The organism is Nonomuraea maheshkhaliensis, from assembly GCF_039529435.1.
GTDB classification, from domain to species: Bacteria; Actinomycetota; Actinomycetes; order Streptosporangiales; family Streptosporangiaceae; genus Nonomuraea; species Nonomuraea maheshkhaliensis.
Genome location: NZ_BAAAMU010000026.1, coordinates 44551 through 61965 on the forward strand (window position 1 = coordinate 44551; position 17415 = coordinate 61965).

18 protein-coding genes are annotated in these 17415 nt (G+C 70.9%); 9 read left to right on the forward strand and 9 right to left on the reverse strand.

Going from position 1 to position 17415, the window contains the following annotated elements; genetic code table 11:
- Nucleotides 1–8: 8 nt before the first annotated feature.
- From ABFX54_RS19635 to ABFX54_RS19660, 6 genes are all read right to left on the reverse strand, one after another.
- Nucleotides 9–1475 (reverse strand): SDR family oxidoreductase, encoded by a 1467-nt coding sequence (locus ABFX54_RS19635; protein WP_346106735.1) that lies wholly within the window; start codon nucleotides 1473–1475, stop codon nucleotides 9–11.
- A gap of 147 nt (nucleotides 1476–1622) precedes the next feature.
- Nucleotides 1623–2306, reverse strand: coding sequence for an HAD family hydrolase (locus tag ABFX54_RS19640; RefSeq protein WP_346106737.1), 684 nt, complete (start codon nucleotides 2304–2306; stop codon nucleotides 1623–1625).
- Nucleotides 2303–2995: a glycerophosphodiester phosphodiesterase gene (locus ABFX54_RS19645; RefSeq protein WP_346106739.1), complete on the reverse strand. Its 693-nt coding sequence runs from the start codon at nucleotides 2993–2995 to the stop codon at nucleotides 2303–2305. The genes ABFX54_RS19640 and ABFX54_RS19645 overlap by 4 nt, the downstream gene beginning before the upstream one ends.
- Before the next feature lie 112 nt (nucleotides 2996–3107).
- Entirely contained in the window at nucleotides 3108–4445 is a 1338-nt protein-coding gene (locus ABFX54_RS19650; protein WP_346106741.1) for an ABC transporter substrate-binding protein, read from the reverse strand.
- Nucleotides 4446–4527: 82 nt separating this feature from the next.
- Complete coding sequence (locus tag ABFX54_RS19655) at nucleotides 4528–5400, reverse strand: carbohydrate ABC transporter permease (protein ID WP_346106742.1); 873 nt, start codon at nucleotides 5398–5400, stop codon at nucleotides 4528–4530.
- A complete protein-coding gene (locus ABFX54_RS19660) occupies nucleotides 5400–6380 on the reverse strand; it encodes a carbohydrate ABC transporter permease (protein WP_346106744.1) in 981 nt (326 codons plus the stop codon). The genes ABFX54_RS19655 and ABFX54_RS19660 overlap by 1 nt, the downstream gene beginning before the upstream one ends.
- 137 nt (nucleotides 6381–6517) lie before the next feature.
- On the opposite strand from ABFX54_RS19660, the gene ABFX54_RS19665 reads away from it, so the two are divergent.
- The 9 genes from ABFX54_RS19665 (at nucleotide 6518) to ABFX54_RS19705 (ending at nucleotide 14828) form a co-directional block, all read left to right on the forward strand.
- Entirely contained in the window at nucleotides 6518–7297 is a 780-nt protein-coding gene (locus tag ABFX54_RS19665) for a DeoR/GlpR family DNA-binding transcription regulator (RefSeq protein WP_346106746.1), read from the forward strand.
- 119 nt (nucleotides 7298–7416) lie between these two features.
- Nucleotides 7417–7914 carry a CAP domain-containing protein gene (locus tag ABFX54_RS19670; protein WP_346106747.1) on the forward strand — a complete coding sequence of 166 codons (498 nt, stop codon included), beginning with the start codon at nucleotides 7417–7419 and terminating at the stop codon, nucleotides 7912–7914.
- 36 nt (nucleotides 7915–7950) lie between these two features.
- Nucleotides 7951–8139 carry a hypothetical protein gene (locus ABFX54_RS19675; RefSeq protein WP_346106748.1) on the forward strand — a complete coding sequence of 63 codons (189 nt, stop codon included), beginning with the start codon at nucleotides 7951–7953 and terminating at the stop codon, nucleotides 8137–8139.
- 462 nt (nucleotides 8140–8601) lie between these two features.
- A complete protein-coding gene (locus ABFX54_RS19680) occupies nucleotides 8602–9261 on the forward strand; it encodes an RraA family protein (RefSeq protein WP_346106750.1) in 660 nt (219 codons plus the stop codon).
- The gene (locus ABFX54_RS19685) at nucleotides 9258–10412 is read left to right on the forward strand and encodes a pyridoxal phosphate-dependent aminotransferase (RefSeq protein WP_346106751.1); all 1155 of its coding nucleotides are present in this window, start codon (nucleotides 9258–9260) and stop codon (nucleotides 10410–10412) included. Before ABFX54_RS19680 ends, ABFX54_RS19685 begins: the two co-directional genes overlap by 4 nt.
- Before the next feature lie 31 nt (nucleotides 10413–10443).
- Nucleotides 10444–11022: a TetR/AcrR family transcriptional regulator gene (locus ABFX54_RS19690; RefSeq protein ID WP_346106753.1), complete on the forward strand. Its 579-nt coding sequence runs from the start codon at nucleotides 10444–10446 to the stop codon at nucleotides 11020–11022.
- A 183-nt stretch (nucleotides 11023–11205) separates the two neighbouring features.
- On the forward strand, nucleotides 11206–12012 hold the full coding sequence (locus ABFX54_RS19695; RefSeq protein WP_346106755.1) for an alpha/beta fold hydrolase: 807 nt from the start codon (nucleotides 11206–11208) through the stop codon (nucleotides 12010–12012).
- A gap of 93 nt (nucleotides 12013–12105) precedes the next feature.
- Complete coding sequence (locus ABFX54_RS19700) at nucleotides 12106–13218, forward strand: DUF3500 domain-containing protein (protein ID WP_346106756.1); 1113 nt, start codon at nucleotides 12106–12108, stop codon at nucleotides 13216–13218.
- A 209-nt stretch (nucleotides 13219–13427) separates the two neighbouring features.
- Entirely contained in the window at nucleotides 13428–14828 is a 1401-nt protein-coding gene (locus ABFX54_RS19705) for an MFS transporter (protein WP_346106757.1), read from the forward strand.
- A 9-nt stretch (nucleotides 14829–14837) separates the two neighbouring features.
- On the opposite strand, the gene ABFX54_RS19710 is transcribed toward ABFX54_RS19705, so the two are convergent.
- From ABFX54_RS19710 to ABFX54_RS19720, 3 genes are all read right to left on the reverse strand, one after another.
- The gene (locus ABFX54_RS19710) at nucleotides 14838–15605 is read right to left on the reverse strand and encodes a DUF899 family protein (RefSeq protein WP_346106759.1); all 768 of its coding nucleotides are present in this window, start codon (nucleotides 15603–15605) and stop codon (nucleotides 14838–14840) included.
- A 169-nt stretch (nucleotides 15606–15774) separates the two neighbouring features.
- Nucleotides 15775–16146, reverse strand: coding sequence for a hypothetical protein (locus ABFX54_RS19715; RefSeq protein ID WP_346106760.1), 372 nt, complete (start codon nucleotides 16144–16146; stop codon nucleotides 15775–15777).
- Nucleotides 16147–16198: 52 nt separating this feature from the next.
- Nucleotides 16199–17221: a hypothetical protein gene (locus ABFX54_RS19720; RefSeq protein ID WP_346106762.1), complete on the reverse strand. Its 1023-nt coding sequence runs from the start codon at nucleotides 17219–17221 to the stop codon at nucleotides 16199–16201.
- Between the last annotated feature and the right edge of the window lie 194 nt (nucleotides 17222–17415).

Consider the following 17415-nt stretch of genomic DNA (forward strand, 5'->3'; position numbering starts at 1 on the left):
CGGGCCCCTCAGCGGGCGGCCTCGCGGCGGGCGGCGGCCGCGGCCACGTTGACGTGCATGCGGCCGAAGATCAGGTTGTGGAGAGGTGAAAGGGCTGCCCAGTAGAGGTGCCCGAGCAGCCCGCGCGGGTGGAAGATCGCCCGCTGGCGGTAGACGGTGCCGGCGTCGGACCGGGAGACGCTCAGCTCCAGCCAGGCCAGTCCGGGCAGCCGCATCTCGGCGCGCAGCCGTAGCAGGCTGCCCGGCAGCACCTCCTCCACCCGCCAGAAGTCGACGGCGTCGCCCACTCTCAGCCGGTTCGGGTCGCGCCGCCCGCGCCGCAGGCCGACGCCGCCGGCCAGGCGGTCGAGCAGGCCGCGCAGCTGCCAGGCGAGGGGCGAGGAGTACCAGCCGTTGTCGCCGCCGATGCTCTCGATGACCTGCCACAACGACTCAGGGCGAGCGTCCACCTCGATGGCGCGGCGATCGATGTACAGGCTGCCCCCCGCCCAGCCCGGGTCGGTCGGCAGCGGGTCGCTCGGAGCGTCCGGCGTGGAGGCCGACGACCAGCGGGTGGCGACGTCGGCCTCCTTGATCTTCTGCAGCGCCAGGCGGACCGCCTCGCGGAAGCCGATCAGCCCGCCCTCGGGGTCGGGCACGTGGGCGGCGATGTCGTGCTCGGCGCAGACGGCGTTGTTGCGCAGGGACTCCACCAGCGGACGGGCGATGCGCGCGGGCACCGGGGTGACCAGGCCGACCCACAGGCTCGACAGCCGCGGGGTGAGCACGCGCACCGGGATGATCACCCGGCTGGGCAGGCCGGCGACGGCGGCGTAATCCCGCATCATGCCGGCGTAGGTGAGCACGTCGGGACCGCCGATGTCGAAGGCGCGGTTGACCTCGCCGGGCACGGCGGCCCACGCGGTGAGGTAACGCAGCACGTCGCGTACGGCGATCGGCTGCGTCCGGCTGGCCACCCAGCGCGGTGTCGTCATGATCGGCAGCCGTTCGGTCAGGTAGCGCAGCATCTCGAAGGAGGCCGACCCGGACCCGATGATCACCGCGGCCCTGAGCACCACGGCCGGAACCGGGCCGCGCAGGAAGATCTCGCCCACCTCGGCACGGGAGCGCAGATGCGGCGACAGCGATTCCCGCGGGGCGAGCCCGCCCAGGTAGACGATGCGGCGCACGCCGGCCCGGCCGGCCGCCGCCGCGAACACCTCGGCGGCCTCGCGGTCCTCGTCCGCGAAATGGCGTGATCCGCCCATCGTGTGGATCAGGTAGTACGCCACGTCGATGTTCTCCAGGGCCGCCAGGACCTGCTCCGGTTCGGCGGCGTCCGCCCGCACGATCTCGGTCCGTTCTCTCCAGGGGTGATCTCGCAGCCGTTCCGGCGACCGCGCCATGCACCGCACCTCGTGCCCGGCCGCGAGCAGCTCGGGCACGAGCCGGCCTCCGATGTAGCCGGTCGCCCCGGTGACCAGGCAGCGCGTCATGTCCGTTCCCCCGATGCCGTTGCAGGACGTCAGGTGCCCTCTACCCAGAGATGGGCCGGTGGTGACAGGGATGCGGTCGAGCGGGATCGTGCCACGACACCGCGCGCCGGCCCCTTTCGAGGGGCCGGCGCGCGGTGTCGCGTGCGTTCAGCCGATCCGGGCCGCCAGCAGCGAGATCAGCCGGTCGACGGTGACGGTCTCCAGCGGGGTCACCACCGCGCCGTGATCGCCGGCCAGTGCCGCGGCGTCCTCCGGTACGGCCACCACCAGGCAGCCCGCCGCCAGCGCCGACGTGATGCCGGGACGGGAGTCCTCCAGTGCCACGCAGTCGCGCGGATCGACGCCCAGCCGCTCGGCCGCCGTCAGGTAGGACTCCGGGTCGGGCTTCGGGCGGGTCACCTCGTCGCCGCAGACCACGGTGTCGAACGTGCCGGGGTCGAGCTGGGCCAGCACCTCGTCCACCAGGACGCGGTGGCTGGAGGTCACCAGGGCGGTGGGGACGCCGCGCTCGCGTACGGACCGCACCACGGCCTGGGCGCCCGGCCGCCACGGCACCCCGAGGGCGAACAGCTGCCGGGTGCGTTCCAGCAGCCAGGCGGCCGACTCCTCGACGTCCGCCGCCACACCGAGGGAATCGTGGACGATCCGGGCGGTGTCGCGCAGGTTGCTGCCGACCACCCGGCGGCGGGTCTCGGCCGCCAGCGTGCCGCCGAGCGTCTCGGCGAAGTCGGCGAGGCTCACGTCCCAGAGGGGCTCGCTGTCGAAGAGGGTGCCGTCCATGTCGAACAGCGCCGCCGCCAGGGTGCGGGCGGCGGCGGTTTCCGTCGTCAACGGAGCGCCTCGGCCAGCCAGCGCCGCGCCGTACGGGGATCGTCACTGGTCGTCCCGTCCACGCCGAGTTCGAGCCAGCGCCGCAGGTCGCCCGCGTCGCGCGTGGGCCAGCCGTGCACCGGGACGCCCTCGTTGTGCAACTGCTTGACGACCTCGGCGGTCAGTCCCTCCGCGCCGCTGTGGATCCGGGAGGAGCCGGTGTCCTCGATCAGCTGCCGGTAGCCGCCCGGGTGGGCCTCGGCGGTGGTCCACTTGGAGACGATGATGCCGCGCGGGATCTCCGGCAGCTTCTTCGCCACGGTGGCCATCGCCTCGATCGAGAAGCCGGTCAGGATCGTCCGCTCGGCGTAGCCGGGGTGCTGGGGGAAGAAGTCGGTCAGGGCGTCGATGGCGGCCAGGTCCTTGATCTCCAGCTGGACGAACCGGGTCGTCGCCGCGTACATCTGCTCCAGTGTGGGCACCCGCTCACCCCCGCCCACGTCGACCGCGCTGATCTCCGACCAGGTCAGCTCCGCGACGGGGCCCAGCTCCCGGCCGGCCGGCCCGGCCGCGGTCCGGTCCAAGGTGGCGTCGTGCAGCATGAAGAGCTGCCCGTCCGAGCTGATCCGGACATCGGTCTCCAGCTCGTCCACGCCGACCTCTTCGGCCACGCGGAAGGACGCGATGGTGTTCTCGGGTGCTTCGGCCATGGCGCCGCGATGTCCGACGATGGCAAATGCCACGATCTTCCTCTCTGCTGTGATTGGTGGAGTCTCGTGGGGGAGCCGGCCGGCGGAGCGGCGGCACGAGAGGTCGAGGGGGTCAGGAGGCCACCAGCCGCTGGTACTTCGGCAGCACCCGCTGGACGGCCGGGGCGAGGGTCCGGTTCGCCTCGCTCAGCGCCTCACGCGGGTCGGCGTTGGAGGCGTACACCTTCTGCAGCACGATGAGCATCTCGGAGATCGTCTCGTTGACGTACCGGCGCATCACGTCCGCCTGGCGGGCGCGGCTCAGCTGATCCTGGGCCACCTGGTACGCGGGCGTCGCCGCGTTGCGTTCCTTGATCTTCGGCGAGTTGAGCGAGCTGGTCGTCACCGGGAGATAGCCGGTGTTGAGACTCCACTCCGGAGCGCCAGTCTCGGCCAGGTACTTGACCAGCTCCCAGGTCGCCTGCTTGCGCGTCCTGGTCGAGTTTCGCATGATCGCCAGCCCGCTGCCGCCTGTCGGCACGCCGGGCCCGTTCTGCTCGGGCAGGAAGGCCGCGCCGAACTCGAACTTGGCCGCCTTGAGCAGCGAGGTCAGCGCGCCGGTGGAGTTGGTGATGGTCGCCGTCACGCCGGCCGCGAAGTCGGCGTTGATGTCGTTGGCCAGGTAGGCCATCTGGTCGTCGTGGATGAACGCCCGGTCGAACTCCAGGGAGGCGACGGTCTGCTCGCTCTCCAGCCGCGTCGACATGCTCTCGGAGTAGCTGCCGCCGAAGGCCCAGCTCGACCCCTGGAAGTACCAGTCGTCCTTGCCGGTGTAGCCGCGCATCTTGACCGGCGAGCCGTTGTACTTGAAGCCCTTGAGCTGGCGTCCCCACTCCCGCAGCTCGGTGAAGGTCTTCGGCCCGCGGTCGGGCAGCCCGGCGCCGGCGAAGATCTCCTTGTTGTAGTAGAACAGGGGCGTCGAACGGGCCCAGGGCAGCCAGTAGACCTGGTCCCTGACGGTGCCCTCGGCCAGGAAGCGCGGATGATACTTGTCGGGGCCGAAGCCGGCGTCGAAGTAGCCGCTCAGCGGCTCCAGCGTCTCGGCGAGGAAGTAGCGGTTCCAGTTCACGTCGCTGAGCGTGACGAGGTCGGGAACCTGCCCCACGGCGAAGCTGGCGGCCAGCTTCGAGTCGAGCGCGGGATAGCCGGGGAACAGCTGGATCTCGCAGTAGATGTCCTGCTGCGACTGGTTGAACCCGTCGATGATCGTCTGCAGCACCTCGGCGTTGTGCGCGGTGAACGCGCTCCACAGCACGACCCGCTGGCGGCGGCGGAACTGATCCGGCACCAGCCCGCTCACCTGGGCGTAGTCGCCTTCCATCCGGCCGACGCAGCCGCTCAGGGCCAGGCCGGCCAGGGTCGCGGTGGCGCCGGTCAGGAGCCGGCGCCGGCTGAAACTCGTCCCCGTCACGCTGGGTCCTCTCTGAACGAACCGGATCGCCGGCACCTGCTCATCACCTGGGTCATCACGGTCATCACGGTCATCACGGTCATCACCGGCGAACCGCGCTGCCGGCCAGGCCGGCCACGATGTAGCGCTGCGCCAGCAGGAAGACGATCAGCACCGGCAGGACGACGAACAGGGTGCCGGCCATCAGCGCGCCCCAGTCGTTGATGCCGTCGTTCTCCTTGAGGTAGAGCAGACCGATCGGCAACGTCCGCATGTTGACCGAGTTCGTCGCGATCAGTGGCCAGACGAAGCCGTTCCACTCGTCGATCAGGGCGATCAGCCCGACCGTGATGATCGCCGGCCGGGACATCGGCATGATGATCGAGAAGATCGTGCGCAGATGCCCCGAGCCGTCCAACTGCGCCGCCTCCAGCACCTCGTACGGGAGCGACCGGAAGAACTGGTGCAGCAGGAAGGTGCCGAAGGCCGACGCAACGCCCGGCAGGATCAGGCCGGCGTAGGTGTTCAGCAGGTTCAGCTGGCCGATGGTGATGTAGTTGACCAGCAACGTCACGTGCCCCGGCACCATCAGCGCGCCGAGCATGAAGATGAACAGGTAACGCTTGCCGGGGAACGGCAGGAAGGCGAAGGCGTAGGCGGTGGAGATGGCCAGCACCACCTTGAGCGCCGTCCCGATCGCCGCCACCACGACCGAGTTGATCAGGAACTGGTCGAACGGGGCCAGCGTCCAGGCGTTGACGAAGTTCTCCAGGGTCAGCGACCCAGGGAACACCCGCATCGGCCAGCTGTTGATGTCGGCGTTGGTCTTGAACGCCGTACTGACGAAGAGATAGAGCGGGATCAGGAAGACCAGGGCCGTGAGCACCAGGGCGAGCACGCCCCACCAGCGCGTACGGCGGGAATCGGGCTTCCGCGCGGCGGGCTCGGTCGCCGCAGCGGTCGGCATGACCGTCATCAGTAGTGAACCCTCCGCTCGACGAACCGGAACTGCAGCACGGTGATCGCCATCAGCACCACGAACATGATCATGGAAGCCGCGCTGGAGACGCCGACGTTGCCGCGGTTGAACGCTTCGTCATAGATGAACCAGCTCAACGTGGTGGTGGAGCGGGCGGGCCCGCCACCGGTCATCATGGCGATCACGTCGAAGGACTGGAAGGCCGAGATCGTCTGGGTGATCACCAGGAAGAACGTGGTGGGGGAGAGCAGCGGGAAGATCATCCGGCGGAACTGCGTCCACCGTCCCGCACCGTCGATCCGGGCCGCCTCCAGGACCTGGGACGGGATCTGCTGGATGCCCACCAGGTAGACGATCGCGACGAAGCCGAGCCCCTTCCAGATGGAGACGATGATCAGCGCCCACAGCGCCCAGGAGTCATCGGTCGTCCAGGCCGGCGACGTGGCTCCGAACGCCTCGAACGCCAACCGGCTGAGGCCGATGTTGGGATCGAAGATGAACAGCCAGATGGTCGCGATCGCCGCCCCGGACAGCACGTGCGGGGCGAAGGCGAGCGTCTGCACCGCGTTCGCGCCCCGCAGGCGCTGCGCGAACAACATCGCCAGCGCCAGGCCGAGCACCAGCGTCACGACCACCACGACGACCACCCACACCAGCGTGCGGAACAGGACTTCGGGGAAGGACCAGCCGCTGAACAGGGACTGGTAGTTCAGCAGCCCGGCCCACTCGGCCTGCGGCGAGATGAAGTCCCACGTGCTGAAACTCAGATAGACGTTCTCGACGATCGGCCAGTACGAGAACACGGCGATCAACGCCAGGTTGGGCAGCGCGAAGGCGGCGAACAGCAGATACCCGCGCCGGCGGCGGCGTGCCGCGGCGCGCCGCCCGTCGGGCGTTGTTCCGCCGGCATCGGCCGTTTGGCGGGCGCTGTCGGAGAGGGCTGATCTCGAGTCGAGATCGCTTGCTCCACTGCTCACGGGCTACCACCCATCCGCATCGAGGTCGAACAGGTGCAGACTTTACTGGCGGTCTCGTGCTCGAATCTGTTCATATGGGGCCAAATCTGTGACCATTGCGCGAACGTTTCGTCCAGATGTGCAAGGGTGTGCGCAAGGTGTCAAGCTCGTTTCACGGCCGTGCCTTCGACCGCCAGCAGCGGATCCTCACCTACGTCAGGAGCGAGGGCCGCGCGGTCGTCTCCGACATCGCCGACCTGTTCTCGATCTCACCCGCGACGCTGCGCCGGGACCTGCGGGCCCTTGAGGCGCAGCGCCTGATAGCCCGCTCGTACGGCGTCTTCTACCCCACGGACATCGGCCGTTACGAGACCCCGGTCGAGCACCGGCGCAAGGCCAAGACCGAGGAACGGCTGGTGATCGCCGAGGCCGCGATCGCCTTGATGGTCGACGTCGACACCGTCTTCCTCGACGAGGGAGCGTTGCCGGAGGACCTGGTCGGGCCGATGCGACGGCTGCAGCGGATGACCGTCGTGACCCGCTCGCTGACCATCGCCGCCGAACTCAACCGCCAGACCGACCACGACGTCATCATGGTCGGCGGCCGGCTGCGCCCGAAGACCATGGGCACCGTCGACCGGTGGGCGACCGCGATGCTCGCGGAGCTGAACGTGGACCTGGCTTTCATGGGCACGAACGGCGTTTCGCTCGAGCGCGGGCTGACCACTCCCGACCCGGCCGTGGCCCAGGCCAAGACGGCGGCGCTGCAGGCGGCCCGTCAGACCGTGCTGGTGTGCGAGCACACCAAGTTCGGGGTGGCCAGCTTCGCCAAGTTCGCCGACATCGAGCAGCTGACGTACATCATCACCGGCAAACAACTGTCCCGCTCCACCGCCCAGCGCTACGGCACCGCCGGGCCTCGGGTGCTGCGTGTCTAGCTCCATGGAGTACGCCGGCCGTCGCGGACGTCGATCAACTCAAATTAGGATGACGCGTCACCACGGATCGCGCCAGAATGCGGGGCCGTCCGACGTCCGCCGCACCTGGAGGTCCCCCCATGCGCTGTCCCCTCGCGTCGCTCACCGTCACCGCCGCCGTCCTGGCCACGTTCGCCGTGCCCGTGAGCCCCGCGCAGGCCGGAACGGTGCCCGCGTCCGCCCGGGTGGGGACGGCGCGGGAGAACATGGTGGTGCGGCTGGTCAACGCCCGGCGGGCGAAGAAGAAGGGCTGCCGGGCGCTCAAGCACCACCCCCAGCTCCACCGTGCCGCCCGCACGCACTCGGCCGACATGGCGGAGCACGGCTACTTCTCGCACACCTCCAGAGACGGCATGGACCACATCGGCCGCATCAAGGCGGCCGGCTACAAGCGCGGCAGCCGCTGGTCGGAGAATCTCGGCAAGGGCCAGCGCACCCCCGCCATGGCCGTGCAGTCCTGGATGAACTACGCCGGAACCAAGGCCGCCATCATGAACTGCAAGTTCACCGTCATCGGGGTCGGCGCCGTCGACGACTCCGACGGCAAGATCGTCTGGACGCAGGTCTTCGCGGACTAGCGCCGCTTCAGGGGAAGTACGGAGCTTCTTGCGGCGGTGGGAACCGGCCAGGCGGAAGTAGCGGAGTTCGCAGGCGCCGGGGGCCGGATGGCCCAGCACGGCGCCGATGACACCGAACAGCTCGCTCTGATGGTCCTGGTCGAGGACCGCCTCCTCCAGAAACATGCCCATGCTGCTGATGCGGATGCTGTGGGCGTCGATGTGCAGCTCGCGGTCGGCCCATGACGCCGTCCGGATCCGGCGGCGCAGCTCGACCAGGCCCTCGGGAGGGGCATCGCCGCATTCCCGCAGCCGTTCCAGCTCGTACGGCGCGCCGTCCAGCTCGGCGTGCGCCCGGTCGAGCCCGTCCGGCTCCCACAGACCACGGAACCACTCCAGGACGGTACGGCCGGGCACGTGCCGGACCCGCTTGCACAGCGGCCCGGCTTCCCAGTCGCGATGGATGAAGCACATGGGGTGTGGCTCCTGACGTGATGGTCGGTGCGGCGGTCCAGGTCACTGATCTTGCGGTGCGTGGCCGGGTCTTGTCGCGTGCGGCCGCTCGGCCCGGATCGTGCGCTCTGTTCCCGGTCCCTTCGAGGTCCCCTTCGAGCAGGCCGGTGGCTCCACGTCATTGTGGCCGGGCACCTCAGGGGTTACGATCCCTTCATATGAGATAGTCGTCTCATTTAAGAATGGGGAATCAAAGTGTTCATTGTCGCGCCCACGGACAGCGTGTCCATCGCCCCGCCCTGGGATCGGGTGCCGGTGGAGGAGATCCGCCGGCTGGGGGAGGTGCCGGCCGCCGACGTAGGTGACGCGTTGCGGCGGATGACCGTCATGGACGGCGGCATCCGGCTGCTCACCGGGCACGCCGGGCTCCTGGGGACCGCACTGACGGTGGACGTGCGGTCGGGGGACAACCTGGCCGTGCACCGGGCGCTCGACGAAGCCAGGCCGGGTGACGTCCTGGTCGTCAACGGGCACGGGGACACGACCCGGGCGCTGGTCGGCGACCTCATCGGCGAGATCATGGTGAACGCCGGGGTCGTCGGCGCGGTGGTCGACGGCGCCATCCGCGACGTACGGGCGCTGAACGAGCTGGGCCTGGCCGTCTACGCGCGCACGATCACCCCCGCCGGGCCGTTCAAGGACGGGCCGGGCGCCGTCGGGGTCCCGGTTGCGGCCGGCGGGGTGGTGGTGGAGGCGGGTGACGTGCTGGTCGGTGACGCGGACGGCGTCGTCGTCGTCCCCCGGAGCCGGGTGAAGGAGGCCGTGACCGCGGTCGGCGAGGTCGCCGAGAAGCAGGAGGCGCTGCGGCGGCGCATCCTCGCCGCGCGTTCCGGAGCAGCGGAGGCGGCTCGATGACGGCCCCCAGGATCGCCGACCTGCGGCGCCGTTCGCGGCGGCCGGCCCTGGCGCCGGCGCCGCCGGGAGCCGTGTCGCTCGCCATGGGCGAGCCGGACTTTCCGACGCCGCCGCCGGTGGTCGAGGTCGCCGCGGCCGCCCTGCGCGCGGGGCACACGCACTACGCCGACCAGAAGGGCCTGCCGGAGTTGCGCGCCGCGCTCGCGGCGAGGATGCCGGGGCGTCCCGGACGGACCTGGAGCGCGGACGACGTCGTGGTCACCCACGGCGCCACCGCGGCGCTGGCCGCCGTCGTGCTCGCGATGATCGGCCCTGGCGACCGCGTGGTCATCCCCGAGCCGGCCTACTCGCTCTACGCCGATCTGGTCGTCTTCGCCGGGGGCACCGTGGACCACGTCCCGCTCGCCCCCGACCTGCACTGGGACCTCGACGCCCTGGCCGCGGCGCTGCCCGGGGCGGCGATGATGATCTTCTCGAATCCGTCGAACCCGACCGGGATCGTCCATCGCGAGCAGGAGCTCAAGGCTCTCGGGGATCTCCTCGACGGCTCGGACGTCCTGGTCGTCAGCGACGAGGCGTACCACCGGCTGGTCTATCCGGGGCACGTGATGACCTCGGCGCTGGAGATCGAGTCGCTGCGGGATCGGACGGTGTACGTGCAGACGTTCTCCAAGACGTACGCGATGACCGGCTGGCGGGTGGGGTACCTGGCCGGGCCGCGTGAGGTGGTGGACGCGGCCGCTCACGCGCACCGGACGGGCAACGGCTCGCTGAACACGGCGGCCCAGCACGCGGCGCTCGCCGCCCTCGACCTGCCGGACGGCGTCGTCGGCGCCATGGCGGAGACGTACCGGCGGCGGCGCGAGCTCGTGGTCGAGCACCTGTCCGGGGTTCCCGGGCTGCGGCTGGTGCCGCCGGAGGGGGCGTTCTACGGGTTCCTCCGTTACGACGCCGGCCTGCCCTCCGAAGTGGTCGTCCGGGAGCTCGCCGAGCGGAAGGTTCTGGTCAGAGCCGGTGCCGAGTACGGGCCTTCGGGGGAGGGGCACGTACGGATCTCGTTCGCCGCCTCCGAGGACGACCTGCGGACCGGGCTGACCCGCGTCGTGCGGTACTTCGGCGATGAGGGATATCCTGCGCCTGCGCGTCCATGAGGGCGAAGGACTCGGCTGACTGGGGGCAAGCTTGCGAAGCGACACCCGGCGCAACCGCCGGCGCCTCCTGGAGGCCGTCGGCGAGCTGGCCAGGGAGGCGCCCGACGAGCTCACCATGCAGGCCGTCGCGTCCCGCGCGGAGATCGGCCCGGCCACCGCCTACCGCTACTACTCCACCGTGGACGACGCGCTCGCGGCCTACGTGCTCAGCGTCGTCGAAGAGCTGCGCGACTTCAGCGCGGCGTCGGCGGCGGAAGGGCAGCCGCTGTTCGACTCGGTGGTGGACAAATGGGTGGACCTGCTCGCCGAGCACGGCCCGGCGCTGGTGCAGCTGCGGTCGCGGCAGGGATACCTGAAGCGGCTGCACGACGCTAACGAGATCATCGTCGCGATGCGGGACGCCTGGTCGGAGCCGGTGCGGGAGCTGCTCGCCGACCTCGGCCTGCCGGCCGAGATGCTGGAATACGCCCTGTTCCTGAACAACATCATGTACGACCCCCGGGAGATCCAGGACCTGCTGGAGGAGACCGAGCTGTCTCGCAGAGAGGTCGTCATCCGGCTGACCGAGGCGTACCGGGGCGCCTTGCGCGGGTGGGCGCGGGTGGGCTGATCGCCCCTCCATCGCCGCCGGATCCGGGCTCGTGGTCATGGGCCGGAGCCGTCGAGTCCATGGGCGCGCGATCGACGAGCACGTCCCCGGCTCTGTGATCCAGGTCTCCCCAAAGTCGCGACAAAGTGATACGGTCTTCTCAATTCATAGAGCTATCTCGTCATAAGGGGGCCAGCAGTGGCCATGCGTCAGGCAGAGCACGACCCCGAAGGATCGGCCGAGACGGTACGGGCGGGCGCGCTCGACGTCGGCGTCATCGACGACGGTGGCAGCGGGGTGCCGCTCGTGCTCGTGCACGGCGGGGAGAGCGACCGCACCCAGTACGCCACGCTCCGCTCGCACCTCGGCCCGGGGATCCGGGCGATCTCCTACGACCAGCGCGATTCCGGGATCACCGTGAACCCGCCGGTCCCGTACTCGCTGGGCGACCTCGCCGACGACCTCGCCGACCTGCTGGACGCGCTCGGGCTGGAGCGCGCGCACCTGCTCGGCACCTCCTTCGGCGGGGCCGTCGTGCAGCACACGGCCCTCAGGCATCCCGATCGGGTCGCGTCCCTGGTCCTGATCGCGACCACGCCGAGCTTCGCGCTCTGCCCGCAGCAGGTCGGGGAGCTGTTCGACATGACGCACGACGACAGGCAGCAGGCGGTCAAGGACTTCTTCGTCACCCCCGAGGGCCAGGCCGAGCTGCACAACCGGGCCGCCCAGACGCTGGCGTACCGTGATCAGGGCAAGGCCGGGCGCCGTCACGACGCCGCCCGCCGGCACGAGGTCCGCGACCGTCTGGGCGAGATCACCGCACCCACTCTGATCGTGCACGGCACGGCGGACCTGCTGGCGCCCTACTCCGGCGCCGTCCTGATGGCGGAGCGGATCCCGGACGCCCAGCTGCGTGCGATCGAGAACGGCCGGCACGCGATCGCGATGGAGTTCGCGGAGCCGATCGCCGGCCACATCCGCGATTTCCTCGGAGTGTCCGTTGAGAGATGACGTACGGCGGGGATGTACCGGTATGTCGCACGGGTCGGGTCGCCGTGCGGCCTCGCAGGCGTCCAGGCCGGCCCGTGATCAGCGGAGGCAGCAGTGATCGACACCGGCCGCGAGGTCGCCAACCGGATGGCCGAGGCGGCCCTGACGTGGCTGGACTCCCTGGACGACGACCAGCGCCCAGTGGCGGTCGGCCCGCCGCCGGGCAGTGGCGAGGGCGGCGAGGGCGAACGTACGCGCTGGTTCTACACGCCCACCGACCACGGCGGACTCACCTTCCACCAGCAGCGCCCCGCCCAGCACCGCCTGGTGATGCGGCTGGTCGCGAGCGGTCTGTCCGAGGCCGGCTACACCACCGTCGCCACCGTGCTCGGCCTGGAGAACGTGCTCGATCTCGTCGAGGGCTTCTCGGTGAACTGGGGACGGGAACGTACCCGCGATCCCGGCATGTACTACCTGCGCGTCTTCGGCGAGCCAGGCGGGCCGCGGCCGTGGGGGTGGCGGTTCGGCGGCCACCACGTCTCGCTCAACTACCTCGTCGTGGACGGGCGTGTCGCCGCCACGACGCCGTGCTTCCTGGGTGCGGACCCGGCCGCGTCGCCGCTGCTGGGCGGCGCGACGCTGCGCCCGCTCGGGGCGGCCGAGGACCTGGCCCGCGAACTGGTCCGCTCGCTGCGCCCCGAGCTCGCCGGCCGCGCGGTGCTGCTGCCACGTGCCCCTGACGACATCGTGTCGGGCAACAGCGCCCGGATCGACGACCGCGTGCTACGGCGCAGCGAGCTCTGGCGCCCCGGCCCGTACACCCCGGACCGCGCCGAGCAGACCGCCACCGGCCTCCCGGACGCGGACCGGCGGGCGCTGGCCCTCACCCCGTCACCCAAGGGCGTGCCCGGCGCCGAGCTCGACGCCACGCAGCGCGAGGTGCTGCGCGCCCTGCTCGGCACCTACCTCGACCGCGTCCCCGACGGGCTGTCCCCCTTGCCCCGCTACGACGAACCTGCGGCGCTGGACGCCGTGCACCTCGCCTGGGCCGGCTCCACCACGGCGGGGGAGCCGCACTACTACCGCCTCCAGGGGCCGCGGCTGCTGGTCGAGTGGACCAACGTCCAGCGCGGCGGCAACCACGCCCACGCGGTGTGGCGCGACCCGGAGACCGACTTCGGCGGCGACGTCCTCGCCGCCCATCACGCCGCCCACCACGTGCGATGAGAACGGCCGCCACCCGTCCGTGGCGGTGATGATCGCCTCCTGAACACCGCGCCGTCGGTGCCCGCGCCCATGACGGGCCGCCGGTTCCGTCCGGCATGTCCGTGAGGCGTTCCACCACGCCCACGCGTCTCCATGCGTCTCCATGCGTCTCCACGCGTCTCCACGCGTCTCCCCTCGCCTTGCTCGTCGGCAACGAGGAAAGGACATTCATGAGCACTGCCCAAGCTCCCCCGGTCGGCGTCGGAAAGGCCGCCGTCGCGGCGCTCGGCCTGCTGGCCACCGCCACCGGGGCCCTGGAGTCGGTGGTGTCACCGACGCTCCCGCTGCTGCAACGCGAGCTGTCACTGAGTCCCGCCCAAGGGGCGCTGCTCAGCATCGCGCTGCTCATCACCGGCGCGCTCCTCCTGCCCGTCACCGGCAATCTCGGTGACCGGTACGGCGGGAAACGGGTCATGATCCGGCTGATGGCGGTGGTGCTGGCCGGCGGCCTGGTCTCCGCGCTGGCGCCGAACCTGCCGGTGCTGCTGCTCGGCCAGGTGCTGCAGGGCGCGATGGTGGGCGCGCTGCCCCTGTCGTTCATCCTGGTACGCAAGCACCTGCCGCAGGGCGACTCCCAGGTGGCGATCGGGGTGGTCAGCGGGCTGTTCGTGGGCGGCGGCATGCTGGGCACGCTCATCGCCGGACCCATCGCGGAAGGGCTGTCGCGGCACTGGATGTTCGCGATACCGACCATCGCCATCGCCGTGGCGACCCTGCTCGTCCACCGGCTGATGCCGGACGACCCGCCGGTCCGGTCGGACGCCAGGATCGACTGGCCTGGCCTGGTGCTCCTCAGCGGCATCCTGCTGACGCTCATGGTCGTGCTCGCGATCGTGCCCGAGGCCGGCGATCAGCCCCTCGAACTCGGCGCCCTCGTCCTGCTCCTGGCCGCCCTCGTGGCCGGATGGATCCGGGTCGAACGCCGCTCCGCCGCGCCGATGGTCGATCTCCACCTGCTCGCGCGGCCGGCGATCTGGAGCTCGTACGCGATCACCTTCGCCGTCTGCCTGGGCACCTCGCTGTCGATGTATCTCGTTCCGCAACTGTTCGCGGTGAGCGCCGACGGTTACGGATTCGCGGCCAGTGCCACCGACATCGGGTTCTACCTGCTGCCCGGCGCCGTCGCGGCGGCGGTCAGCGGGCCGGTCGCCGGGATCGCGGCCCGGCGGTTCGGCCCGCGCGCCGCGGTCACCGCCGGAGTCGTCTGCCTAATGGCCGCGCTGCTCGCCCTGGCGTTCCTGCACGGCGCGATCTGGCACCTCGTCGTCGGCAAGGTGCTGGTCGCCCTGGCCAGCGGCGTCTGCGTCACGGCGGTGGTCGTCAAGACCGCGACCACCGTCGACCATCGCGACACCGGCACCGCCACCAGCCTGGTCCTGGTCATCCGGGTGATCGCCTTCGCCGCGGGCGCGCAGATCGGCGGCGCCTTCCTCACCGCCGCCACCCCTTCAGGGTCGGCCGTCCCGGCCGAATCGGCCTTCGCCGCCGGCTTCGTCATCGGCGGGGTCGTCGCCGCGCTGTCCCTGCTCGCCGTCCGCAAGATGGACAAAGGACAGACCGGTGCTCCGTAGCCGGGCGCGTCAGGGTGTGCTTGAAGAGCCGAGGTCGTCGTCGCGGCCGGCGTTCAGGCGGGACCACTGGGCGGACGGGCGGCCGTCGAGCCGGAACTGGCCGCCCTTGGAACCCCAGCGCTGCGGCCAGCCCTCCGGCACGTCCTGCCAGGTCTCCTGCCGCCCGTAGACGGTGAGATCCAGCAGCCCGTACGAAGGCGCCATCACCTCGTTGCCGCGCCCGGTGGTCCAGTACGTCTCGAACACCCGGTCACCGTCGCGCAGATAGCAGGCCAGGACACCGAAGTGCCGTCCGGCGATCAGCCGGTCCACGGAATCGCGCGGCACCGCGTACCAGGGCACGGGATAGCCCATGAACGCGCGGTAGCGCGAGATCTCCTCGTACGGGCCCTCGGCCAGGACCGCGTAGCTGACGTCGCGGGAGTGCAGGTAGCCCAGCTCGGTGACCTGGGAGGTGCTGAAGGTGCAGCCCTCGCACTGGTGCGCGGCGGGATGGCCGGTGTGCCACATGTGGAAGTAGGCGACCAGCTGCGACCGTCCGGCGAACAGGTCGATCAGCGGCACCGCCCCGTCCGGCCCGGTCAGCGGGGTCCGCGGATCGACCTCGACCATCGGCAGGCGTCGGCGGGCGGCGGCGATCGCATCGCCCTCGCGGGTGTGGGCCTTCTCCCGGATCCGGAGCCGGTCCAGCTCGGCCTGGAACGCGGCCCGGTCGGCGGCGACCGGAGGCTTGGCCGCGCCGGCGATCGGGGAGACCTCGGTGGGCTGGTCGGTCATGACGAGATCCTTTCGGTGATGGCCGGGTGGAAACGGCCGGTTGCGTATCGTTCTTGAAGGACGGACTCACCCCTGCTACGAACGCCGTCGCCCCGATCCGACACCCCCACCGGATTTCCTCCGAAGTATTTTCCGCACGGACGACAGCGGCAGCACGGCTCGTCCCCGGTCACACCGCACTCGCGGTCACCGGCGCCGGCCGGCGGGCGGTGCGCAGGATGCTGACGCTGACCGCGAGCGTCCACAGGCTCCAGACGGCGCCCATGCTCGCGGCGGTCCCCCAGCCCTGCGCACTGTAGAAGTCGGCGGGGTCGTCACCGAAGAACACGGCCGGCAGGAAAGCCAGGTTGATCGCGGCGTGCACGTAGGCGGAGCGGCCCACCCAGCGCGGGAGCAGGCCGAGCCGCGCCACGGCGATCCCCAGCGCGATGAAGAACTGGACGACGCCGGCGATCCAGTCGCAGGCCGGGTCGACGTGGCGGATGAGCTGACGCAACCCGATGAAGAGGCCGGTGTACCTGCGGATCACGCTTTCGGTCATGGTGTTCCTCTGCTCGTTCGGAGATGCGCTCAAGGGCAGGTGATGCGGATGCTCAACGCGTGCTCCCTCCGGCAGCCGTTCGCGTGCTCGATCCGGTGCCGGTACGGCGGCCCAGCAACGCCAGCAGGACCACGGTGACCAGCCCCAGCGCGGACAGTTGCACCTTGCCGGCGAGGGTGGCGGCGTTGGCCACCACCCCGAAGGCGGTGTGTCCCACCAGCGCCCCGCCCGCCAGGCAGAGGCTGTGCCGATCCGACCAGCGGCCGGCCGTCCAGCGCCGCACCAGCCACCCGGTGAGTACGGCGAGCAGCGCCGCGGCCAGCATCGGCACGGCCACCCATGCGCCGTGGGTGAAGGCGGGCTGACTCGCTCCGCCGAACGGGAACAGCAGCGCCAGGTACCCGAACCCGGCCACCAGCCCGAACCCGCCCACCGCCCACGGCCCGGGAACCGGTACCCCGGTCGGGGCGGGGGAGGGGGCGGGCGGGAGCACGCGCAGGGCCACCACCGCCGGCAGCGCCACCGCGACCAGGCACCCCGCCACCACCGGGACCGGCGCCTGGTAGCCGGGGTCGATGGAGGTCGCCACGGTCAGCCGCAGCAGCAGCCCGCCCAGCACGAACACCACCCCGGCGACCACCAGACCCGTCCGCTTCAGGTACGGCCGGTCACGCAGGGACGGGACGGCCAGGTCGGTCAGGAGGATCGGCAGCGCCACGCTGAAGACAGCGTGGTAGGGCAGGTTGAGCTCGGTGTAGGCGGTGTTCAGGCCGAGGAACCGGGGTGCCCAACCCGCCACCCCGTACATGGTGGGACTGCTGAGCGCCTGCAGCACCAGCCCTTCCTCGACGATGCCGTACGCCAGCCCGAGCAGCAGCACGGACGGCCAGCCCCCGCGGCGCCGCCGTACCAGCTCGCGGATCAGCACCGTCCCGGCGCCGTAGATCGGGATCCACAGCAGCATCAGCCAGATCTGGCTGAGCGGCGGATTGCCCAGGGTGAGTTCGGCGACGAGCGGAGTGATCACCGCCAGCAGCAGCGCGGCACGCCGGCCGCCCTTCGGTCTGTCGTCCATGGTCGATCAGCGTGCCGGGCGCGGGAGGCCCTTCTCTGCCGTCGAACGGCCGGATCACGACAGCCCCCGGCCGCTCGCCCCTGGTCCTTTGGTTGCCATGGCCGGTGGCTTTGGTCGCCTGGGCGAAGCCACGGCCCTGTGGAAGATCGTCCGACGGTGGCAGACTGCGAATCGTGGCGGACTCCGGTTTCTGC